Source organism: Mycobacterium sp. ML4 (genome assembly GCF_054515735.1).
On record NZ_JBTNSY010000014.1, the window covers coordinates 95355 to 117504 of the forward strand.

A 22150-nucleotide genomic window follows, 5' to 3' on the forward strand; every position below is an offset into this window, starting at 1 on the left:
GCTCGCGTTCTCGGCGTTCAGCGACCGGCGGACACGGACGTCGTGTCGAGGGTTCGAGTCTGCTCACGACGGGTCAATTGCTGGTAGGTGACCAATCCGGTCAATACGGCGAACAAAGTGGCGGTTGTGATCGTGGTCCCCACGCCCAGCCCGCCAATAGCGACGGGCTTTTCCACCGCGTTTTCGCCGACCGCTCCCAACGGTCTGGTGAGCACGTAGGCGGCCCAGAACAGCACCGTGCCGGGAATGGGAGTCCAGTAATGCATGCCGACTATCAGCAGCATCGCCGCTGACAGAACGAAGGCACTGTCGCGAAAACCGAAACCCAGCCCATCAGAAAGGAAGTCACCGCTCGAGGTTCCCAGCGTGTTGGATACCAGTGTCGCGGTCCAGTACAGCACTTCGCCCTTGGTAGTGTCGATGCGTTCCACGTCCATGGTCTGTCCGCTCATCCGCCAGCCGATCAGGACGATCACCAGCAACGCCGTCAGCACCGCCGCGCCGCGCGCGTAACCGAGGCCCAGCGTGCGGTTCATCAGATCTGACATCGCCGTGCCCACGATGCTGGTGCTCAGGATCACAGACCAGAATATGAACGGATGAAACCGGCGGGCTGTCAACTGCGCCCCCAACGTGATGACGAACAGCACGACGAAGATGACCGTTGCGGTGGTGTAGCCGAGATTCAGCGGCGCCATCGAGACCAGGTTCGATGCCGACTCGCCCAGCGTGGTTGCCACTATTTTGATGGTCCAGAACAGTGCGCCCACAACCGGCAACGTGCTCGGCCGAACCTCGCTCACCGAAACCTTCCTGGTTCCCACGGCTGATGACACTATCCTTCGCGCGCGGCACTGCCGGATCCGCGCCCCGTCGCTGCGCCTGCTCGTGTTGTAGCAACCCGCTGCGCCCGTCTGCTGATTACCACTCCGGTTTTTGGTTTTGCTCTGGCCGCTCATGCTCCAACCCGTATCGTCCTGGGAGGACGCTGCGTCTATCCTCGAAACCCGGAACGGTTTGCATGTGATTTTTTGAGTTGCTGTGATCGGGTCATGCGACTTTCTCAGAGGGCGCCGTGGATCAGGAAGAATCGTCATTCGGCCGATAGCGGCTGATCGAGCTGATCGGCCGCGGGGGGAATGGGTGATATTTGGCGCGCACTCGACACCGAAACCCAACACGTGGTCGCCTTGAGGGTGCTGCCGGCCAACCTCGCCAACGATCCCACGTTCACGCAGCGGTCTCGCCGTGAAACACTCGCGGCCGCGGGCCTCACCGAACCGCACGTCGTACCGATCCGCAACTTCGGTGAAATCGACGGCCGGCTCTACGTCGGCATGCGCCTCATCGAGGGCCGCGAATTAGAGGCGATTATCACCCAGCGGCCCCCAGCACAGCGAACTGCCGGAACGGCTTCGACAAGTCGGATCTGGTATTCGCCCTCATCGGCAACCGCTGCTACGCCACGACTCTGGTCACCGCCCCCGAATCGTGCAGGGGCAAGGAAGTGCGAGAGTGGCGCTGGATCTCCGTGAAGGAACAGACCAACGGCAGCCTGTCGGGCGAGTGGATAGAGGATTCCATCGGGTGCCATGTCAAACGAACCGCAACGTTCACCCTAACCGGTGACGTCAAGATGGCAGACCTGACCGACCCCGCCAAGCTAACGTCTCGCACGCCGTCCCAGGCGCTGCATCTGCACAGCATCTACCACTCGAGGGTCACGCTCACCGGCAACTCAACCGCGCCGCCCGAGGAAGCAAATTACAGCGTCGACACGATCTGCCTCCGCGACGGGGACGGAGGTCTGAGCCGCTTCCTGCAAACCGACCGGAGCGGTCGCGAGCAACTGTTCGTCTTCGAGAACGGGGCGCGGACGGAAGCTCCGGGGGAGGACACCCCGTGCCCGGGCGGCGGCACCAGTCACACGTGGCTGACCACGGTGGTTTCCCATGCCCGACCCGGCCGCGGACCTTTTAGCGCAGCGTACGGAGCGGCGGGTTGTCAACGGCGGCAGGTACCGCATGTGCGGGCGGTCATTGTGACGAGGTGTTCACCCGTACCGGCGATGATTCGATCCCGCATCGATGGTAGGTGCGCCCGATTCGCCAGTAGCTGCATTAATTTCGGTACGGAAGCCCGGATGCACAATCACACTGACCCATCTGACGAGCGGGAGATCACCAGCTGATGAATGACGTGACGAAAGAGGCCCTGACCAAGGTACCGGCTGTCACGCTGGGCTTCTGGGTCATCAAGATCCTGGCGACAACCCTCGGCGAAACGGGCGGCGACACCGTGACGATGACGCTGCATTGGGGCTATCTGGCCGGGGTCGTACTATTCGGCGCCGCGCTGGTCGTCCTGGTTGCCGCGCAGATCTTCGCCAGGCGTTTTCATGCGAGCCTGTACTGGGCGGCGATCGTGGCCTCGACGACCTTCGGCACCACGCTGGCGGATTTCGCGGACCGATCGCTCGGGATCGGCTACACGGGCGGGTCGCTGGTGCTGCTGGGTTGTCTGTCGGCGACCCTGGGGCTCTGGCGTTGGTCGGAGGGCACCGTATCGGTGAGTAGCGTGTCGACGCCGAAAGTGGAAGCGTTCTATTGGGCTACCATCACGTTTTCCCAGACGTTGGGCACCGCGCTGGGCGATTGGCTGGCCGACACCCGTGGATTCGGTTATGAACGCGGCGCATTGGTCTTCACGGCGGCTCTCTTGGTGGTGGTAGCCCTGTATTTCTGGACCGGTCTGTCGCGAGTCGTGTTGTTCTGGGTGGCGTTCATCCTGACGCGGCCTCTGGGTGCGACCGTGGGGGACTACCTCGACAAGCCGGTCGAAGAGGGCGGGCTGGAGTGGAGCCGCCCCCTGGCCACGGCGGTTATCGCGGCGATCATGATCGCGTTGATCATCATCCTGCCGCAACGTGCCGGCCGGCATCCCGAGACACAGGATGCCGCAACGACGTGAGAGTCCTGCCCATCGAGGACGAACCGCGATTGGCCACGCGACTCAAGGCCGGAGGTTTCGTCGTGGTGGGCTGTCGAGACGGGTATCGAAGGCCTCCAACAGGCGACCGAGAACCATTTCGACTGGATCATGCTCCCCGGCTACGGCCGCTACGAGGTGCTGCGCCGGGTCTGGTCACCGGTGTGGATGCTGAGTCATCAGTCCTGCGCGGCGCCGGTTTCCGGTGGCCCCTCTGCCAGGAGTTTCCGGAACCCGTCCTCGTCGAGTATCGGTACGCCGAGCTCAACCGCCTTGTCGTACTTGGAGCCCGGAGCGTCTCCGACCACGACGAACGCGGTCTTCTTGGACACCGAGCCGGCGGCTTTCCCGCCACGGCTGACGATCGCCTCCTTGGCGTCGTCGCGGGAGAAACCCGTCAGCGAGCCGGTCACCACGATGCTCAGCCCGGCCAGGGTGCGGGGCACGCTGTCGTCGCGCTCGTCGGCCATCCGGACACCGCTGGCACGCCACTTCTCGATGATGTCGCGGTGCCAGTCCACGCTGAACCAATCGGTCACCGCGGCCGCGATCGTGGCTCCGACGCCCTCGACGCCGGCCAGCTGTTCGGTGGTCGCCTCCGCGATCGCATCGAGGCTGCCGAACGCGGCGGCCAGCGCGCGCGCCGCGGTCGGCCCGACGTGCCGTATCGACAGGGCCACCAGCACGCGCCACAGCGGCGCGGTTTTGGCTTTGTCCAGGTTGGAAAGCAGCCGTTGGCCGTTTGCCGACAAGCCGCCCGCCTTGGTCCGGAACAGGTCCGTGCGCAGCAGTTCCTCTTCGGTGAGGTTGAACAGGTCGCCCTCGTCGGCGATCGCCCCGGACTCCAACAGCGCGGCGCCGGCCTCATAGCCCAGCACCTCGATGTCGAGGGCGTTTCGGCTGGCCACGTGGAAAACCCGCTCGCGCAACTGCGCCGGACAGCCTCGCGCGTTGGGGCAACGGATGTCGGCGTCGCCTTCTTTCTCCGGGGCCAGGTGGGTGCCGCACGCGGGACATGTCGTAGGCATGATGAACTCACGTTCCGAGCCGTCCCGCAGATCGACCACAGGTCCCAGTACCTCGGGGATCACGTCGCCCGCCTTGCGAATGACCACCGTGTCGCCGATCAGTACGCCTTTGCGCTTGACCTCCGAGGCGTTGTGCAAGGTGGCCTGCCCGACCGTCGACCCGGCCACCTTGACCGGCGTCATGAACGCGAACGGAGTGATTCGGCCGGTGCGACCGACGTTGACCCGGATGTCGAGCAGTTTCGTCTGGGCTTCCTCCGGCGGGTACTTGTAGGCGATCGCCCAACGCGGGGCCCGCGACGTGGAACCGAGCCGGCGCTGCAATGCCACCTCGTCGATCTTGATGACCACGCCGTCGATCTCGTGGTCCACCTCATGACGGTGCTCACCCCAGTACTCGATGCGTTCCTGCACCGATGCCAGGCCGTTGACCACAGTGGTGTGCTGAGAAACCGGCAGCCCCCACGCCTTCAGCGCGAGGTATGCCGCGTGCTGAGTGACCGGACGAAAACCCTCGGTGTGCCCCAGTCCGTGGCAGATCATCCGCAGCTTGCGACGGGCGGTCACGGCGGGGTCCTTCTGACGCAGCGAGCCGGCGGCGCTGTTGCGCGGATTGGCGAACGGCGCCTTGCCCTCTTCGACGAGGCTCGCGTTGAGGGCCGCGAAATCGTCGAGGCGGAAGAAGACCTCGCCGCGCACCTCGAGCACGTCCGGTGTCGGGTACTGTTCGCTGGCGGCCAACCGCAGCGGCACGTCGTCGATGGTGCGCGCATTCAGCGTGACGTCCTCACCGGTGCGGCCGTCTCCCCGGGTGGCCGCCCGGGTCAGCCTTCCGTCCCGGTACACCAGAGACAAGGCGACGCCGTCGATCTTGAGCTCGCACAGGTAATGGGCTTCGTCGCCTACCTCGGCATGGACCCTGGCCGCCCAGGCACCGAGTTCATCAGCGCTGAAGGCGTTGTCCAGGCTGAGCATCCGCTCGAGATGCTCGGCCGCTTCGAACTCGGTGGCGAACCCGGCCCCGCCGACCAACTGGGTGGGCGAATCGGGCGTGCGCAGCTCCGGATACTCGGCTTCCAGCGCCCGCAGCCTGCGTAGCAGCTGGTCGAATTCCGCGTCGGTGATGATCGGCGCATCCCGGACGTAGTAGCGGAACTGGTGCTCGCGTACCTCCTCGGCCAGTTCCTGCCACTCGCGCAAGACTTCCGGGCGTAGCACCTCGGGAGACGTCACTCTGGCAGGCTATCGAAGCCCCACGACAGGCCCCCGCCGAGATTGCCGCAGCGGTCGTGACCACCCGTCGGAACGCAGCCGTGGCGGCCATCTCGGCGAACGCCTCTTGCGCCACCAGCGATCCCGGAACAGCACACAGGAGTTGCGTTGGGGTCAGATCGCGTCCGGGTCCTGAGCGAATGCCTCCGCGGCGCCGCGAACGAGCCCGACGGCGGTACGCGCCCACTGCGGTGTCGCGCCCGCCAATCCACACGCGGGGCTGACTCCCACCCGCTCCCGTAGCGGTCTACGGCCGAAACCGAGCCGGTCGGTGACCGCGACCACCTTGGTCGCGACCTGTTCGACCGACGGCCGCCGCTCCGGCCTGGCGGCGCCCAGCACGCCCAGGACCAGGGTGCGGCCCGACTCGATAAAGCCGGCCAAATCGCCGAATTCCGCCGGCCGCAACGTCTCCGCATTCACCGACACCGCATGAATTCCGGTGCGCTGCAACATTTCCCACGGAAGTTCCGGTGCGCAGCTGTGCAGCATCACGTCCGCGCCGACAACCTCGGCGCAGCTCGTCAGCAGCGCCTCGGCGACCGACTGGTCGAGCGGAGGTACCGGACTGAGCGCGGTGACGCCGGTGAGCCGACCGCCCAGCGCGGACGGCAACGTGGGTTCGTCGAATTGCACCACCACGGGGGTGTCGAGCCGGCGGGACAAGGCGTTTCGATGCGCGGCCACGCCTTCGGCCAACGACACACCCAGGTCACGCAGGGCCCCCGCATCGGTGATCGCCCGGTGGCCGTTGCTCAGCTCGATCCCTGCCGCCAGCGTGATCGGTCCGGGAGCCTGCACCTTGACCACCCGGCCGGAGGAACGCAGCCCCGCTACCTCCCATGCCTCCTCCAAGGCGTCCATGTCCTCGTCCAGCATGCTGACGGCCCTGCGCGTCACCGCCCCTGGCCGGGCGACGATGCGATAGCCACGCGGCACGGTGTCCAGAGCGACGTCGATCAGCAGCGCGGCGGCGCGCCCGAGCATGTCGGCTCCCACTCCCCGGGCCGGCAGCTCGACGATGTGCGCCAACGCGCCGGCCAATTCGCCGACGACGACTTCGGAAGCCTGGCGCGCCGAGGTACCGGGCCAGGATCCGATGCCGGTGCCCTGTGCGAAAACACTCACCCGGCAACCGTATTCGACCTCACATCGGGCACCTCCGACCAGGGGTGTTGAGCACCGGCTGACACGGGTAGGTTCGACGCGGAAGGGTGTCCGATGGCGAGATTGACACGGTTGCTGCTGTCGTGTTGCGCGATGTTGCTGGCCACGGCATGCACCCGGGTGGTGAGCGGCGAAGCGTTACCGGCCTTCGGCGCCGTCCCGTTGGGGGTGCTCGACCCCGTCGCGGTGCTGCTGGACCAGTCGCGGATGCGGGCCATCACCGGCGCGGGCGACCATCTGACGATCATTCCCTCGATGGACGGCAGGTACCCCGTCGATATCGAGGACCTCGCCGCGACCGCACCACCGGAATGCCGGTTCGTGTTCGCCGAGACATCGGTTTTCGGGCCCGAGGTCAAGGCGTTTCACAAGACCACGTTTCAGGACCCGCCCGATGGCAGGCTGATCTCTGAAGGCGCCGCGAGTTATCCCGACGGCGGCACCGCCCGGCGCGCGTTCGACAGGCTGGTGGCCACGGTGCAACGGTGCGCCGACACCTCGATGGGCTGGTTGTTCATCAACACCTGGGACGCCGACGCTGACTCGCTGCACATGCGGCCGGGCTCGTGCGGGCGCGACTACCGGCTGCGGTCGGTGGCGTTGCTCGAAGTCACCTTCTGCGGGTTCCCCGATTCGGTATCCGACATCGTGATGACGAACATCGTCGCCAATGTGCCGGGAAGCTAGGACACTCCGGTGCCGGCGATGGTCGCGCTGCCGATCACCTCGTCGCCGTCGGGGTCGGGACGATAGAGCACCAGTGTCTGGCCGCGCGCCACGCCGCGAAGCGGTGCCCGTAACTGCACGGCAAGTTCGCCGTCGACCAATTCGGCTACCGCCTCGGTGATTTCGCCGTGCGCGCGAACCTGCACCGCACATTCGATCGGGCCCGACGGTGCGACTCCGGCGGTGAAGACCGGCGCCCGTCCGGTCAGTGTGTGGACGTCGAGATCGGTGACGCTTCCGACGTGCACGGTAGCGGTGTCGGCATCGATCGCGGTCACGTAGCGCGGGCGACCGTCCGGGCCCGGTCCGGCTATACCCAGGCCCTTGCGCTGGCCGATGGTGAACCCGTGCACGCCCTCGTGCTCGGCCAGAACTGTGCCGTCCTTGTCGATCACCGCCCCGCGGCGGACCCCGATGCGCTCGCCGAGAAAAGCCTGTGTGTCACCCGACGGGATGAAGCAGATGTCGTGGCTGTCCGGTTTCTCGGCGACCGCCAGGCCGCGGCGGGCCGCCTCGTGACGGATCTGCGGCTTGGGAGTGTCACCGATCGGGAAGGCGGCATGTCGTAGCTGCTCGGCATTCAGCACCGCCAGCACATAGGACTGGTCCTTGTCCCGATCCACGGCGCGGCGCAGCCGTCCGCCGGACAGCCGCGCATAGTGACCGGTGACCACCCGGTCGAAACCCAACGCCAACGCGCGCGCGGACAGCGCCGAGAACTTGATCTGCTGATTGCAACGAACACAGGGATTCGGCGTTTCCCCCCGCGCGTAGGACGCCACGAAATCGTCGATCACGTCCGCTCGAAACTTCTCCGCGAAATCCCATACATAGAACGGAATTCCGAGGACGTCGGCGACACGGCGCGCATCGGCGGCGTCTTCCTTGGAGCAGCAACCCCGCGATCCCGAGCGCAGCGTACCGGGCGCGGTCGACAGCGCCAGGTGCACACCGACCACATCATGTCCGGCGTCAACCATGCGTGCGGCGGCGACAGAGGAGTCCACCCCGCCGCTCATGGCAGCGAGAACTCTCACTGCGCCGACCCCGCCGCCGCCAGTGCGGCCCGTCGGGCGCGTGCCACGGCACCCGGTAACACCTGCAGCGCCGCATCGACATCCGCGTCGACACTGCTATGCCCGAACGAAAGTCGCAACGATCCCCGGGCGCTGGAAGGATCGGCGCCCATCGCGATCAGCACGTGCGAAGGCTGGGCCACGCCGGCGGTGCATGCCGATCCGGTCGAACACTCGATTTCGTTGGCATCCAGCAGCATCAACAACGCGTCGCCTTCACAGCCGCGGAAGGTGAAGTGCGCATTGCCCGGAAGCCGCAACGGATCGGGGGCACCGTTGAACCGGACGTCGTCGATCTCGGCAAGCACGCCGACGACCAGTCGGTCACGCAGTTGTCGCAGCCGCGCGGCATTGCCGTCCAACTCGTCCACCGCGATCCGGGCTGCCACGGCCATCCCCACGGCGCCGGCGACGTCCGGTGTCCCCGAACGAACGTCCCGCTCCTGGCCGCCGCCGTGCAGCAGCGGCACGCACGCGACATCGCGGCGCAACACCAGCGCACCCACGCCCGGCGGCCCACCGAACTTGTGCGCAGCCACGCTCATGGCCGAAAGGCCACTGGCACGGAAGTCGACCGGTAGCTGACCCACGGCCTGCACGGCGTCGCTGTGCATCGGGACGCCGAATTCGGCGGCGACTGCGGCCAATTCAGCGGTGGGCATGATCGTGCCTACTTCGTTGTTGGCCCACATCACCGACACCAGCGCCACGTCGTCGCCGCCGTCGAGGGCCTCGCGCAGGGCCGGCGCCGACACCGAGCCCTCGGCGTCGGTAGGCAACCAGGTGACCTCGGCGCCTTCGTGCTCGACCAACCAGTTGACGCCGTCCAGCACCGCGTGGTGTTCCACCTCGCTGGTGACGATCCGCCGCCGGCTCGGATTCTCGTCCCGGCGGGCCCAGTACAGACCTTTGACGGCCAGGTTGTCACTCTCGGTGCCACCTGCGGTGAAGATGACCTCCGAAGGACGCGCACCCAGCTTCTCGGCGATCAACTCCCGCGATTCCTCGACGCGCCGGCGCGCGGTGCGGCCGGTGGTGTGCAGCGAGGACGCGTTGCCGACGGTGCCCAGCACCGCAGCCATCGCCTCGATGGCGGCGGGATGCATCGGGGTGGTGGCGGCGTGATCGAGGTAGACCATGACCCGCCCCACGATACCGGCCCTTGCCGCGACGATTACGGCCGGAACGGCCGGACAGACCGGCAGCTGTTAACGTAGTGAACAAAGTGTTCAGTACTGCGACGGGGGGACCGTGACCGCTCTGCCGACACAGCCGCAAACCGCATGACCGGCGGCGTCCGCCGGTGGTGTTTCGCCGACCAACTCGGCCCGCACTTCCTGGACCATCCGGGTCAACCGGTCCTGCTGATCGAATCGCGGGCGGTGTTCGGGCGTCGCCGGTTCCACCGGCGCAAGGCTCATCTGGTGCTGTCGGCCTTGCGCCACCGGGCCGCCGAGCTCGGTGAGCAGGCCACCTTTGTGCAGACGGGCACCTACCGGGAAGCCCTCGAACGCCTCGACGAACCGGTCAGCGTGTGCCAGCCCACGTCGTGGGCGGCCGACCGCTTCGTGCGGTCTCTACCGTCGGTCGACGTTTTGCCCGCCCGGGGATTCTGCACGAGCCGGGAGGATTTCGACCGGTGGGCGCAATCACAGCGCACGCTGCGGATGGAGAACTTCTACCGGAGCGCCCGGCGCCGCTTGGAGTTGCTGATGGACGGCGACCAGCCCGTCGAGGGCCGATGGAACTTCGACGCCGACAACCGCGAACCGGCCCCCAAGAACGCGGCCGATCTGGGCGTTGCGCCGCCCTGGCAGCCCGAGGAAGACGAGATCGACGAACGGGTCCGCGCCGACCTGGACCGCTGGGAACGCGACGGCGCGGTGTCGTTCGTCGGACGCGACGGACCGCGCGAGTTCGCCGTCACCGCAGCCGAAGCCCAGCAGGCGCTGAAAGTTTTTCTGCGGGACCGGCTGCCCCACTTCGGCCCTCACGAAGACGCGATGCTCGCCGGTGACCGGTTCATGTCACACAGCCTGCTGTCGGCGCCGATGAATCTGGGCCTGCTGGATCCGCTGGACTGCGCTTACGCCGCGCAAGACGCTTATCGCGGCGGCAAGGCCCCGATCGGCAGCGTGGAGGGCTACATCCGCCAGCTGATCGGGTGGCGCGACTACATCTGGCACGTTTACTGGCATTTCGGCCGAAAGTATCGAAGCCGCAACGCATTACATGCCAAGGCCGGTCTTCCGTCCTGGTTCGCCGAGCTGGATGCAGACGCGCTGCACGCCAATTGCCTCAAGGACGTGCTGGCACAGGTACGCGATCACGGCTGGGTTCATCACATCCCCCGGCTGATGGTGCTGTCCAACTTTGCGTTGCAACGCGGATGGGATCCCGCCGCCGTCACCGACTGGTTCCATCGCTGCTTCGTCGACGGCTACGACTGGGTGATGGTCGCCAACGTGGTCGGCATGTCGTTGCACGCCGACGGCGGGTTGATGGCGACCAAACCCTATGCGGCCGGCGGTGCCTACATCAATCGCATGAGCGACTACTGCGGTTCGTGCAGATTTCAGCCCGGCCAACGGGTCGGTGCGCACGCCTGCCCCTTCACCGGCGGCTATTGGTGGTTTCTGGCGCGCAACAGCGAAGAGCTTGGCCGCAACCGGCGCATGGCTCAGCCGATGGCGGGGCTGCGCCGGCTGAAGGATCTCGACGAGGTGGTGGCCCAGCAGCGCCGCCTCGCCGACAACCCGCCGTAGCGCTACGCCGGCTCCAGCAGCAACTTTTCTATCCGACGCAATGCGATGTCACACACGGCCAGATAGGCGGGCGCCCAGCGGGGCACGCCGAAGGTGATTTGTGCTCCGCCCTCGGCCGGATCCACCCGGTGCCAGGTGGCGGGAATGCCGGCTACCTTCCAGGCCCAGCATCGGCCCGCATCGAACTCGGTGACCACGAACGGCAACCGCACCAGTAACGCGGTCCGGACCGTGCCCGTGGCACCGGCGGTCAGGTGCCTTCCTCCCTGGTCGAGTTCGGCGCCGTTGATCGAAGGCCCCCACCGCGGCCACGCATCGAGGTCGACGAGAAGGTCCCACGCCGCCTGCGGTGGCGCGGCGACGAGCCGATTCACACTGAACGTCATCGATCCAGGTTTCCCATTTGCCGGCTACCAACCCATCGATCCCGGAATTCCCTTGAACGGCCCGACGATCCAGCTGGTGATCCACCCTCCGTAGAACCCACCGGGCTGTGGAGTCACCTCTTCGCCGTTGACCGTGCAGCGGTCCACCTCGGCCGCCATCACGGCGATCGCATTCGCGATCGGTTCGAATCCCGCCGTCGGCCGCCGGTAGGTCCAGCCCGCGCGCGGAGCCACCCGCGCAGTGGTCACCAGGTCGAAGTAGCTGGCCTGCCCCTTCCATTCACACCAGGACGAGCCTGCCGCGGGCCGCAACGCTCCCTCGGCGAACGCCTCACGGGGCAGGTAATAGGTCGGCGGGTGACTGGTTTCGAGCACCCGCCACGCGCGCTGCGTCGACGCGATCTGCTGTGCACCCAGTTCGATGGTGATCGAACCGGTGAATTCCTCCAGCCGCGGCGGGCGTGGATAGTCCCACACGGATTCCTGCCCGGGGCCCGCAACATCCGGCTTCGGCCAACGACTCATGGTTTCCTCTCCGCGCTGGGCTGATGCCATTGTCCACCGCAGCCCGGAAAAGGGTTCAGGCCACCAGCGCGTGATCCAGGTTCGCCGGCGCGCCCGTCCGTACCGCGGACTGGCAGCGACGGGCCAGAGCTCGCCGGTCGGCACCGGGTAGTTGCAGTGACTCGACCCGGACCCTGGCCACGGTGCGGCGCGTGCAGACCACGCGGTAGACCGAGCGCGCCAGAGTGTCCCGCCCGACGTAAGCCGGTGCTGTCGACATGCGGCCATCGACGTGGTGATAGGTCAGACGCAACGGCTGCACCGGCCGGCCCGCATCGATCGCAGCCTGGAACATCGCCGGGTAGAAGCTGCCGAACGCCACGCCGCACCACGTCGTGCCCTCCGGGAAGGCCACCACCGTCTGGCCGGCGCGCAGGCGCCGCGCGACGGCGTCGACGACCGCGGGCAGCCGGCGCAGGCTGGCCCGCTCGATCGGGATGATCTTCAGGATCCGCGCCACTATCCCGGTGGCGAACCCGGTAAACATGTCGGCTCGCGCGACGAATGAACCGGGCAAGACCGCTCCGATGGCGAACACATCCAGCCACGAAACGTGGCTACTCACCACCAGAACTCCGCTCAGATTCCGAATCGGGTTGCCCGACACCGAAATTCGAACACCCAGACTGCGCAGCACCAGCCGGCAGTAGGCGCGCTGGATGTGCGTCGAACCGGGCAGCGGTATGCCCAGCAACGGCAGACCGGGGGTCAGCAGCAGAACCAGCACGAGGCGCAGCGCGGCTCGTAACCGCATTATCCGGCCCTCCTGCCCGGTATCGCCCAGGCAACCGACGTCACACGATGCGCGGGGCAGCCAGGAGTGCCCGGCCGGCGTGTTCACCGGGCTGTCTCCCCCATCTCGGCGGCGGCCGACACCGACCGCAGGCGCTTGAGATAGCGCGTGTCGGCATCGCTCTTGCCCAGCAGCACGCAGAAGTCGCCGACGCCGAAGTCCGGGTCGTGGGCGGGCTCGCCGCACGCCCGGGCGCCCAGCCTCAGGTAACCGCGCATCAGCGGTGGGATCGCGGGCCGTGCCGGCGGCTCGATCTTGTCGAGCGGAGTGCCGTCGATGCACACCTGCCGATACGGCCAGACCCGGTACCGCGCCGGGTGCCGCTTGAGCACGAAGTCGCGCACGCCGCGGATCTGGCTTCCCGGAGCGTCGTCGCCGGTGTCGATCGGCACCGACACGCAGCCGGTCACGTACTCGTAGTCAAAGCGATCCAGGTAGGCCAGGGTCCCGGCCCACATCAGCAGCACCACCGCGCCGTTGCGATGGCCTTCGCGCACCACCGCACGACCCATCTCCACCAGCGACGGCCGCAGTGCGTCGAAGTCCCGGACGTCGAATTCGGTTGCGGTGTAGAGACCTCCGGCGGCGATGGCGCCGGCAGGAGGCAGCATGCGATAGCAGCCGACCAGCTCGCCGGTGTCGTCGTCGCGGACCAGGAGATGGTCGCAATACTCGTCGAACCGGTCGGCATCCAAACCCGGGCGGCCGTCGACCGCGGTGGGCAGCGCGAAGCCCGGCGTGCTGCTAAAGACGTCGTAGCGCAGTCGCTGCGCGGCCTCGACCAGGCTGGGATCGGTGGACAGCAACAGGGAATAGTGCGGTCCGGACGACGACCGTGTCGCCGGGCCATGCGGCTTATCGCTGGGTATCAGTACAGAAGCAACGGTCATGGCACTAACGTGGCGCAGTCGTTCAGCTAACCGGCATCGGCCCGCTGACATGTCGATGCACGTCAGATGAATGTCGCTGGTCCGAAGTTCAAGCGCGACGAAGACGGCCCCGCAGCTGAACCCGCGGGGCCGTTCGTCTGAAGAATCAGCCCTTGCGGGCCTTGACCCCCTCGGTCACCTGGGGAGTCACCTTGAACAGGTCGCCGACCACACCGTAGTCCGCGATCTCGAAGATCGGCGCTTCCTCGTCCTTGTTGACCGCGACGATGGTCTTCGAGGTTTGCATGCCGGCCCGGTGCTGGATGGCCCCGGAGATGCCCAGTGCGATGTACAGCTGCGGCGAGACGGTCTTGCCGGTCTGCCCCACCTGGAACTGGCCCGGGTAGTAGCCGGAGTCGACCGCGGCACGCGATGCACCGACCGCGCCGCCCAGCGAGTCCGCCAGCTCCTCGACCACGCTGAAGTTTTCCGCGCTGCCCACGCCCCGGCCACCGGAGACCACCACGCTGGCCTCGGTCAATTCCGGGCGGTCGCCGGCGACGGCCGGCTCGCGCTTGGTGATCTTGGTCGCATTCTCTGCCGGGGCCGGGACCTCGACATTGACCTGCTCGCCGGCGCCGGGCCTCGGCTCGGCGTCGATGGCACCACCGCGCACCGTGATCACCGGCGTATCACCGTTGACCTGCGACTCGACGGTGTACGCACCACCGAAGATGGAGTGCAGGGCCTTGTTGCCTTCCCGCACCTCGACCACGTCGACCAGCAGACCGGATCCGATGCGCGCGGCCAGCCGGCCCGCGATCTCCTTACCGTCGGCGTTAGCGGCCAGCAGCACCGCCGCGGGCGCGTTGGACTCGGCCAGCGAGGCCAGCACGTCGACGTACGGGGTGATGAGGTAGTTCTTTGCAACGTCGGACTCGGCGACGTAAATCTTCTCGGCGCCGGCCTCTTTGAGGCCGTCCACCAGTGGTGCGGCCGTACCCGGCGCACCGATGACGACGGCGGCCGGCTCGCCAAGGGCGCGGGCCGCGGTGATCAATTCGGAAGTGACCTTCTTCAGGGCCCCTTCGGCGTGCTCGACGAGCACCAGAACTTCAGCCATGGGTTATTCGCTCTCTACGTTGAGTTGGGCTCAGATGATCTTCTGGCCGACCAGGTACTTGACGATCTCGCTGCCGCCCTCGCCCTCGTCGGTGACCTTCTCGCCTGCGGTCTTCGGCGGCTTCGGGGTGGACGACAGCACCGAAGACCCCGCGTTGGCCAGGCCTACCTCGTCGGGCTCGACGCCGATCTCGGCCAGTGTCAGGACGGTGACTTCCTTCTTCTTGGCGGCCATGATGCCTTTGAAGGAGGGGAAGCGCGGCTCGTTGATCTTTTCGTTGACGCTGACGACGGCGGGCAGCGTGGCCTCGAGGCTGAACAGGCCGTCGTCGGTCTCGCGCTCGGCCGTGATCTTGCCGCCCTCGACGGACAGCTTGCGCACGTGGGTGAGCTGCGGCAGGCCCAGGTACTCGGCGATGATGGCCGGCACTGCGCCGCCCGAGCCGTCGGTGGACTCGTTTCCGGCGATCACCAGCTCCGTGCCCTCGATGGTGCCCAGCGCGCGGGCCAGCGCCCACGCCGTCTGCACCACGCACGAGCCGTGCAGGCCGTCGTCCTTGAGATGGACGGCCTTGTCGGCGCCCATGGACAGGGCCTTGCGGATCGCCTCGGTCGCGCGCTCGGGGCCGGCGGTCAGCACGGTAACCGACCCTTCACCGCCCTCCCGCTCCCGGATCTGCAGGGCCTCTTCCACGGCGCGCTCGTTGATCTCGTCCAGGACCGCGTCGGCGGCCTCGCGGTCGAGCGTCCAGTCGCCGTCGGAGAGCTTGCGCTCCGACCAGGTGTCCGGAACCTGCTTGATCAGGACCACGATGTTCGTCATGAGTGTGGTTCGTCCTCCTCGAAGGAGTCCCGCAGCGTCGACTACGGGACCTCGGTCACGCGTTTCGCAACCGCATACGCCATGTTACTAGCTGGTAACTTATCGCGGTTTGCCATCCCACCATAGCGGGTCCGTACTGCGACGATTGCCCTGGGCATACCCCTTGATCCACCGTCCGGTTCGCGAATCGTAAGCCAGGCATTAGCCTGCCTTAACAATGAGCGCAATCGTCCCCAATACTCCGGGCCGTATCGACCACGCCGTCGACACGGCGTTGACGCTGACGGGCGAGCGCACCATCCCGGACCTCGACATCGAGAACTACTGGTTCCGCCGCCACGAGGTGGTCTATGAGCGCCTGGCGCCGCACTGCGCGGCGCGCGACGTCCTGGAAGCGGGCTGTGGCGAAGGTTACGGCGCAGACCTCATCGCCGGCATCGCGCGCCAGGTGGTCGCGGTCGATTACGACGCCTCCGCCGTGGCCCATGTCCGCCACCGCTACCCCCGGGTGCGGGTGCTGCAGGCGAACCTGACCGAACTGCCGCTACCCGATGCCTCGGTGGATGTCGTGGTGAATTTCCAGGTCATCGAACATCTGTGGGATCAGGGCCGATTCATCCGGGAGTGCGCCCGGGTGCTGCGACGCGGGGGTCTGCTTTTGGTGTCCACACCCAACCGGATCACCTTCTCCCCCGGCCGCGACACGCCGGTCAACCCGTTCCACACCCGCGAGCTCAATGCCGACGAGCTCACCGAACTGCTGGTCGAGGGAGGATTCTCCGGCGTGTCGATGAGCGGGCTCTTTCACGGCCCGCGGTTGCTCGAGATGGACGGCCGGCACGGGGGTTCGATCATCGATGCCCAGATCGCGCGAGCGGTGGCCGACGCGCCGTGGTCGCCTGAGCTGGTGGCGGACGTCGCGGCCGTCGCCACCGCCGACTTCGACCTCGTCGACCGGGCCTTGCGAGACATCGACGAGAGCTTGGACCTGGTTGCGATCGCGGTGCGGAGTTGACCACGTCAACCGCCCGCGTGCCGGGCATGTTCACGCTGGTGCTGCACACCCACCTGCCCTGGCTCGCGCATCACGGCCGCTGGCCGGTCGGCGAGGAGTGGCTTTACCAGTCGTGGGCGGCTTCCTACCTGCCGCTGTTCCGGGTGCTGCGCGCGCTGGCCGACGAGGATCGCGGCGGCCTACTCACCCTGGGCATGACGCCGGTGGTCAACGCCCAGCTCGACGACCCGTACTGCCTGGACGGCATGTATCACTGGCTGGCCAACTGGCAGCTGCGCGCCGCCGAAGCGGCCAGCGTGCGTTCGCTGCCGCGGTCCAAATCGGCGGGTTACCCGTCCTGCTCACCGGAGGCGTTGCGGGCATTCGGTATTCGTGAGTGCCACGAGGCAGATCAGGCACTGCAGGATTTCGCCACGCTGTGGCGGCACGGCGGCAGCCCGCTGCTGCGCGCGCTGATCGACGCCGGCACCGTGGAACTGCTGGGTGGGCCTTTGGCCCACCCGTTCCAGCCACTGCTGGCGCCGCGGCTGCGGGAGTTCGCGCTGCGCGAAGGCCTGGCCGACGCGCGGCTACGGCTCGGGCCGCGCCCGAGCGGGATCTGGGCTCCCGAATGCGCCTACGCACCCGGCATGGAAAACGACTACGCCGCCGCCGGTGTGAGCCACTTCATGGTCGACGGCCCGTCGCTGCACGGTGACACCGCGCTCGGGCGACCGGTCGGCGCCGGCAACGTGATCGCGTTCGGGCGCGACCTGCAGGTCAGCTACCGCGTATGGTCACCCAAGTCCGGCTACCCGGGCCACGCCGCCTATCGCGACTTCCACACCTACGACCATCTCACCGGGTTGAAACCGGCCCGGGTCACCGGCCGCAATGTGGCCTCGCAGGACAAGGCGCCCTATGACCCAGGGCGCGCCGACCGGGCGGTCGACATACACGTCGCCGACTTCGTCGAGTTGGTACGCAGCAGGCTGCACGCCGAGTCGGAACGGATCGGCAGGCCGGCCCATGTGATCGCCGCCTTCGACACGGAATTGTTCGGCCACTGGTGGTACGAGGGACCGACCTGGCTGGCACGTGTGCTGCGGGCGTTGCCCGAGGCCGGCGTGCAGGTGGGGACGCTGCGCGACGCGATGTCGGCCGGTTTCGTCGGCTCGCCGGTCGAATTGCCGCCCAGCTCTTGGGGTTCCGGCAAGGACTGGCAGGTGTGGAACGGCGAGCAGGTGGCCGACCTGGTGCAGCTCAACGCCGAGGTGGTAGACACCGCGCTGACCACGGTGGATAAGGCGCTGGCGCAGACGGCCTCGCTGGACGGGCCCATTCCCCGCGATCACGTCGCCGACCAGATCCTGCGGGAGACGCTGCTGACGGTGTCCAGCGACTGGCCGTTCATGGTCAGCAAGGACTCCGCTGCCGACTACGCGCGCTACCGCGCGCATCTGCACGCTCACGCCACCCGGGAGATCGCCGGGGCGCTGGCATCGGGCCGCCGCGACTCCGCACGGCGCCTGGCGCAGGGCTGGAACCGGGCCGACGGGCTGTTCGGAGCGCTGGACGCCCGCAGGCTGCCCAAGTGACGGGCTCCTTCCGCCGCGAGCGCGCGCGTGTTGCCATCGACACGCCGCGGCGGAGGGCATTTTCCGGTCGCTCGCGCCGAAAGAAGGCACGCGCGTGAAGATTCTGCTGATCTCATGGGAGTACCCGCCGGTGGTGATCGGCGGTCTGGGCCGGCACGTCCACCACCTGTCGACCGCGCTGGCCGAGGCCGGCCACGAAGTGGTTGTTCTGTCCCGGCAGCCCACCGGCACCGATCCCAGCACCCACCCGTCCTCGGATGAGATCAGCGAGGGTGTGCGGGTGATCGCGGCCGCCGAGGACCCGCACGCGTTCACCTTCGGCACCGACATGATGGCCTGGACGCTGGCCATGGGCCACGCCATGATCCGCGCCGGGCTGGCTGTGAAAAGCCGCGGCGGCCAACGGCCGTGGCGTCCCGATGTGGTACACGCACACGATTGGCTGGTTGCGCACCCGGCCATCGCGTTGGCCGAATTCTACGATGCGCCAATGGTTTCAACGATTCATGCGACGGAAGCGGGTCGACATTCGGGCTGGGTGAGCGGCGCCATCAGCCGTCAGGTGCATGCGGTCGAATCGTGGCTGGTGCGCGAATCCGATTCACTGATCGCGTGTTCGGCGTCGATGCGTGACGAGATCACCGAACTGTTCGGCCCCGGCCTGTCCGAGATCACGGTTATCCGCAACGGAATTCACACGACCCGCTGGCCGTTCGCCCAACGCCGCCCGCGTACCGGTCCGGCGGAACTGCTCTACGTCGGCCGTCTGGAATACGAGAAGGGCGTGCACGACGCCATCGCCGCGCTGCCGCGGATCCGGCGCACCCACCCGGGGACCACCCTCACCATCGCCGGTGACGGCACCCAGCAGGACTGGCTCGTCGCACAGGCTCGTAAACACAAGGTGCTCAAAGCAACCCGCTTCGTCGGGCATCTGCACCACGACGAACTGCTCGCCGCGCTGCACCGGGCCGACGCCGCGGTCCTGCCCAGTCACTACGAACCTTTCGGGCTGGCCGCGCTGGAGGCTGCCGCGACGGGCATTCCGGTGGTGGCTTCGAATACCGGTGGTCTGGGCGAGGCGGTGATCAACGGTGTCACCGGGGTGTCGTTCGCGCCCCGCGATGTGGCCGGGTTGACGGCAGCGGTATGCAGCGTGCTCGACGATCCCGCGGCCGCACAGCGGCACGCCCGCGCCGCCCGGGATCGGCTGAACTCCGACTTCGATTGGCACACGGTGGCCGGCCAGACGGCACAGGTGTATCTCGCCGCCAAGCGCCGGGAGCGGCAATTACCGGCGCGGCGGCCCGTTGTCGAGCACGCGCTACCGGATCGTTAATCCAGCCCGACGGCGTCGGCACAGTAGCGCCACATGCGCTGCAGATCGTCATCGCTGTACCAGGTCGTCGGCAGATAGTGCACCGGACGCGGTCGCCGGTCGTGCCAGAACAGGCCGGTCGGCGGTGCCGGTTTGGTCGCCGCGAGCCAGACGGCGGTGTCGGCGCCCTCCTCGGCGGTGCGCAACAGCGGGCCGGTGAGGCGACGGAAGCCGGGCAAAGAAGACGCGACGCCAGGCGTATCGGCCCAGCCCGGGTGCATGGAGTAGACGCCGATACCCGACCAACGTCGGGCCAGGACGGGGGTGAACGCCACCTGAATCCGCTTGCTCCGGGCGTAGGCGATAGCGCCGCGATACCGGCCGTCGCGGTACTCGGGATCCCCGACCGGCAACGGCTGGGTATACATGCCGCCCGAGGACATCAGAATGACTCGCGGATCGCTGGACGCACGCAGCAGCGGAAGTAGGCCTTCGGTCAGCAGCAACGGGCCCAGCACGTGGGTGGCCAGCGTGACCTCATGTCCCTCGCCGGTTTCGGTGCGCTGGGCGGGCAGCAGTCCGGCGTTGTGGATCAGCACGTCCAGCCCCGCCATCCGGCCCGCCAGATCCGCGGCGAAGGCGCGGACCAACGCCAGGTCCGACATGTCACACACCTCGACCCGGATGTCGGCGCCGGGGTGCTGGGCGATGATCTGCGCACGGGCCTGTTCCCCCTTGGACCGGTCGCGCACCGTGAGCAGCACCGTCGCGCCCAGGGCCGCCAGCCCTGAGGCGATCGCCCATCCGATGCCGCGGTTGGCGCCGGTGACCAGCACCGTGCGTCCTTTCAGGGCGCCCGCCGGCGGATCATCCGGCCAGTCAAGGGCTCGCAGGCGGTAGCCGATCCGGGTATAGCCGGGAACCACCGCCCGGTCCAGCACGGCGTCGAACAGCGAAACGATTCCGTCGCGAACACCCATGCAGATAAGAATGCCGCACCGGCACCGCACCGGATCGGTCGGTAACGTCACACGCATGGGCCTGATCTATTCGAGCGTGGTCGACGCACCGCGCGATGAGGTGTTCGCCTGGCACACCCGCCCCGGCGCCTTCGCCAGGCTTTCCCCGCCGTGGTCGCCGATGCGGCTCGTCAGCGAGGCCGAATCGGTGAAGGACGGGCGCGCCATCCTCGGTTTGCCGGGCGGCCTGCGATGGGTGGCTCAGCATCAGCCGGATTCCTATGATCCGCCGCGGCGTTTCGTCGATGTGCTCAGCAGCGACGGACTGGCCTCGCTACCGCCGCGGATCATCGGCCACTGGCGGCACTTCCATGATTTCGAAGAGGTCGGCGCAGACCAGACCCGCGTCGTCGATCGTGTCGAGACGCCGGTGCCCGCACGCGCGCTGCGCCCGATGTTCGTCTATCGGCACCGCCAGCTGGCCGACGACCTGGCCGCGCACAAACGGGCCGCCCAGCACGGTCTGGCGCCCTCGACCGTCGCCGTGACGGGTGCGTCAGGCTTGGTCGGCACCGCCCTGGCGGCCTTCCTGCGGACCGGGGGGCACCGCGTCATTCGACTGGTTCGCGGCGCCGCGCACGGTCCCGATGAGCGGACATGGAATACCGACGACCCCGATCCCGAGCTGTTGGCCGGTGTGGACGCGGTCATTCACCTCGCCGGTGCGTCGATCGCCGGGCGCTTCACCGGCAAACACCGGAAAGCGATCCGGGACAGTCGGATCGGGCCAACCCGGCGGCTCGCCGACTTGGTGGCGCGCAGCGGAACGCCCGTGCTGATCTCGGCATCGGCGATCGGCTTCTACGGGTATGACCGAGGCGATGAGCCCCTCACCGAAGACAGCGCACGCGGGGATGGGTTTCTCGCCGAAGTCGTGGCCGACTGGGAGGATGCGACTGCCCCGGCCCAGCAGGCCGGAGCGCGGGTGGTCAAGGTTCGCACCGGCATCGTCCAGTCCCCGGCCGGCGGCACCCTGGCGCTGATGCGGCCGCTGTTCAGCGCCGGGCTGGGCGGCCGGCTCGGTGATGGCCGGCAGTGGTTCTCCTGGATCGGGATCGACGACCTGATTGACATCTATCACCGCGCGTGGTGGGACAGCGATCTGTCCGGACCGGTCAATGCCGTTGCGCCACAACCTGTCCGCAACACCGAATACACCCGCACCCTGGCGCGGGTGCTGCACCGCCCCGCCGTCCTGCCGGTACCGGCGCTGGGACCCAGGGTGCTGCTGGGCGCCCAGGGCGCTCGGGAACTGGCGCTGGCCGATCAGCGGGTGGTCCCCGCCCGACTCAGCAGGGCCGAGCACCCGTTCCGGCAGCCCGATCTCGAATCGGCGTTGCGGCATGTGCTGGGACGCAGCATGGGCTAGACGGGGATTTGGTTCTGCTGTAGGTCGACGAACTCAGACGCGCGGCCGACCACGTCTCATCCACCTTCTCCCCGTACCGTCCCGGCGCGCAGGTGCCCGGCGAGGACATGTGGACCAGGTGCCGAACTCCGGCGCTGTGAGCTGCGTTCAGGACGGCGGTGCAGCGCAAGCCGACTTCGTACACATAGCGGGTGTTGCGGGTGGGCTGAAACTCCCAGGCCAGATGCGCGACGCAGTCGACGTCGCGAAAGATGCTGTGCAGCATGGCTTGCG

General features: G+C 67.6%; 21 protein-coding genes. 8 read left to right on the plus strand and 13 right to left on the minus strand.

Features of this window, described 5'->3' with window-relative positions:
- Nucleotides 1–17: 17 nt before the first annotated feature.
- Nucleotides 18–1097 carry a COG4705 family protein gene (locus ACX9NE_RS17270; protein ID WP_459362908.1) on the minus strand — a complete coding sequence of 360 codons (1080 nt, stop codon included), beginning with the start codon at nucleotides 1095–1097 and terminating at the stop codon, nucleotides 18–20.
- A gap of 434 nt (nucleotides 1098–1531) precedes the next feature.
- Between ACX9NE_RS17270 and ACX9NE_RS17275 the strand changes: the two genes are divergently transcribed.
- Nucleotides 1532–2191: a hypothetical protein gene (locus ACX9NE_RS17275; RefSeq protein WP_459362909.1), complete on the plus strand. Its 660-nt coding sequence runs from the start codon at nucleotides 1532–1534 to the stop codon at nucleotides 2189–2191.
- Complete coding sequence (locus tag ACX9NE_RS17280; RefSeq protein ID WP_459362910.1) at nucleotides 2191–2970, plus strand: COG4705 family protein; 780 nt, start codon at nucleotides 2191–2193, stop codon at nucleotides 2968–2970. Before ACX9NE_RS17275 ends, ACX9NE_RS17280 begins: the two co-directional genes overlap by 1 nt.
- A gap of 197 nt (nucleotides 2971–3167) precedes the next feature.
- Here ACX9NE_RS17280 and ligA read toward each other — a convergent pair whose 3' ends face one another.
- Together ligA and ACX9NE_RS17290 are read right to left on the minus strand one after the other, a co-directional pair.
- Nucleotides 3168–5249 carry an NAD-dependent DNA ligase LigA gene (ligA, locus tag ACX9NE_RS17285; RefSeq protein ID WP_459362911.1) on the minus strand — a complete coding sequence of 694 codons (2082 nt, stop codon included), beginning with the start codon at nucleotides 5247–5249 and terminating at the stop codon, nucleotides 3168–3170.
- Between the two features lie 153 nt (nucleotides 5250–5402).
- Nucleotides 5403–6416, minus strand: a complete 1014-nt coding sequence (locus ACX9NE_RS17290; protein WP_459362912.1) for a uroporphyrinogen decarboxylase/cobalamine-independent methonine synthase family protein — start codon at nucleotides 6414–6416, stop codon at nucleotides 5403–5405.
- A 93-nt stretch (nucleotides 6417–6509) separates the two neighbouring features.
- Between ACX9NE_RS17290 and ACX9NE_RS17295 the strand changes: the two genes are divergently transcribed.
- A complete protein-coding gene (locus ACX9NE_RS17295; RefSeq protein WP_459362913.1) occupies nucleotides 6510–7142 on the plus strand; it encodes a sensor domain-containing protein in 633 nt (210 codons plus the stop codon).
- Here the strand turns inward: ACX9NE_RS17295 and mnmA are convergent.
- Together mnmA and ACX9NE_RS17305 are read right to left on the minus strand one after the other, a co-directional pair.
- A complete protein-coding gene (mnmA, locus tag ACX9NE_RS17300; protein ID WP_459362914.1) occupies nucleotides 7139–8218 on the minus strand; it encodes a tRNA 2-thiouridine(34) synthase MnmA in 1080 nt (359 codons plus the stop codon). The genes ACX9NE_RS17295 and mnmA overlap by 4 nt on opposite strands.
- Entirely contained in the window at nucleotides 8215–9396 is a 1182-nt protein-coding gene (locus tag ACX9NE_RS17305) for a cysteine desulfurase family protein (protein WP_459362986.1), read from the minus strand. The genes mnmA and ACX9NE_RS17305 overlap by 4 nt, the downstream gene beginning before the upstream one ends.
- Before the next feature lie 144 nt (nucleotides 9397–9540).
- Between ACX9NE_RS17305 and ACX9NE_RS17310 the strand changes: the two genes are divergently transcribed.
- Entirely contained in the window at nucleotides 9541–11022 is a 1482-nt protein-coding gene (locus ACX9NE_RS17310; RefSeq protein ID WP_459362915.1) for a cryptochrome/photolyase family protein, read from the plus strand.
- Nucleotides 11023–11024: 2 nt separating this feature from the next.
- Here the strand turns inward: ACX9NE_RS17310 and ACX9NE_RS17315 are convergent, their stop codons facing one another.
- The 6 genes from ACX9NE_RS17315 to ACX9NE_RS17340 form a co-directional block, all read right to left on the minus strand.
- Nucleotides 11025–11408 carry an SRPBCC family protein gene (locus tag ACX9NE_RS17315; RefSeq protein WP_459362916.1) on the minus strand — a complete coding sequence of 128 codons (384 nt, stop codon included), beginning with the start codon at nucleotides 11406–11408 and terminating at the stop codon, nucleotides 11025–11027.
- 24 nt (nucleotides 11409–11432) lie between these two features.
- The gene (locus tag ACX9NE_RS17320; RefSeq protein ID WP_459362917.1) at nucleotides 11433–11933 is read right to left on the minus strand and encodes a DUF427 domain-containing protein; all 501 of its coding nucleotides are present in this window, start codon (nucleotides 11931–11933) and stop codon (nucleotides 11433–11435) included.
- A gap of 55 nt (nucleotides 11934–11988) precedes the next feature.
- Nucleotides 11989–12813, minus strand: coding sequence for a lysophospholipid acyltransferase family protein (locus ACX9NE_RS17325; protein ID WP_459362918.1), 825 nt, complete (start codon nucleotides 12811–12813; stop codon nucleotides 11989–11991).
- Nucleotides 12810–13655 carry a GNAT family N-acetyltransferase gene (locus ACX9NE_RS17330; RefSeq protein WP_459362919.1) on the minus strand — a complete coding sequence of 282 codons (846 nt, stop codon included), beginning with the start codon at nucleotides 13653–13655 and terminating at the stop codon, nucleotides 12810–12812. Before ACX9NE_RS17330 ends, ACX9NE_RS17325 begins: the two co-directional genes overlap by 4 nt.
- A gap of 145 nt (nucleotides 13656–13800) precedes the next feature.
- On the minus strand, nucleotides 13801–14757 hold the full coding sequence (locus ACX9NE_RS17335) for an electron transfer flavoprotein subunit alpha/FixB family protein (protein WP_459362920.1): 957 nt from the start codon (nucleotides 14755–14757) through the stop codon (nucleotides 13801–13803).
- A 30-nt stretch (nucleotides 14758–14787) separates the two neighbouring features.
- Nucleotides 14788–15579: an electron transfer flavoprotein subunit beta/FixA family protein gene (locus tag ACX9NE_RS17340; protein ID WP_459362921.1), complete on the minus strand. Its 792-nt coding sequence runs from the start codon at nucleotides 15577–15579 to the stop codon at nucleotides 14788–14790.
- A gap of 217 nt (nucleotides 15580–15796) precedes the next feature.
- On the opposite strand from ACX9NE_RS17340, the gene ACX9NE_RS17345 reads away from it, so the two are divergent.
- From ACX9NE_RS17345 to ACX9NE_RS17355, 3 genes are all read left to right on the plus strand, one after another.
- Complete coding sequence (locus ACX9NE_RS17345; protein WP_459362922.1) at nucleotides 15797–16594, plus strand: class I SAM-dependent methyltransferase; 798 nt, start codon at nucleotides 15797–15799, stop codon at nucleotides 16592–16594.
- Between the two features lie 26 nt (nucleotides 16595–16620).
- Nucleotides 16621–18171 carry a 1,4-alpha-glucan branching protein domain-containing protein gene (locus ACX9NE_RS17350; protein ID WP_459362987.1) on the plus strand — a complete coding sequence of 517 codons (1551 nt, stop codon included), beginning with the start codon at nucleotides 16621–16623 and terminating at the stop codon, nucleotides 18169–18171.
- Nucleotides 18172–18265: 94 nt separating this feature from the next.
- On the plus strand, nucleotides 18266–19510 hold the full coding sequence (locus tag ACX9NE_RS17355; protein WP_459362923.1) for a glycosyltransferase family 4 protein: 1245 nt from the start codon (nucleotides 18266–18268) through the stop codon (nucleotides 19508–19510).
- On the opposite strand, the gene ACX9NE_RS17360 is transcribed toward ACX9NE_RS17355, so the two are convergent.
- Nucleotides 19507–20469 carry an SDR family NAD(P)-dependent oxidoreductase gene (locus tag ACX9NE_RS17360; RefSeq protein ID WP_459362924.1) on the minus strand — a complete coding sequence of 321 codons (963 nt, stop codon included), beginning with the start codon at nucleotides 20467–20469 and terminating at the stop codon, nucleotides 19507–19509. The genes ACX9NE_RS17355 and ACX9NE_RS17360 overlap by 4 nt on opposite strands.
- A 55-nt stretch (nucleotides 20470–20524) precedes the next feature.
- On the opposite strand from ACX9NE_RS17360, the gene ACX9NE_RS17365 reads away from it, so the two are divergent.
- On the plus strand, nucleotides 20525–21877 hold the full coding sequence (locus tag ACX9NE_RS17365; RefSeq protein WP_459362925.1) for a TIGR01777 family oxidoreductase: 1353 nt from the start codon (nucleotides 20525–20527) through the stop codon (nucleotides 21875–21877).
- Here ACX9NE_RS17365 and ACX9NE_RS17370 read toward each other — a convergent pair.
- Nucleotides 21798–22142 carry a hypothetical protein gene (locus ACX9NE_RS17370; protein WP_459362926.1) on the minus strand — a complete coding sequence of 115 codons (345 nt, stop codon included), beginning with the start codon at nucleotides 22140–22142 and terminating at the stop codon, nucleotides 21798–21800. The genes ACX9NE_RS17365 and ACX9NE_RS17370 overlap by 80 nt on opposite strands.
- Between the last annotated feature and the right edge of the window lie 8 nt (nucleotides 22143–22150).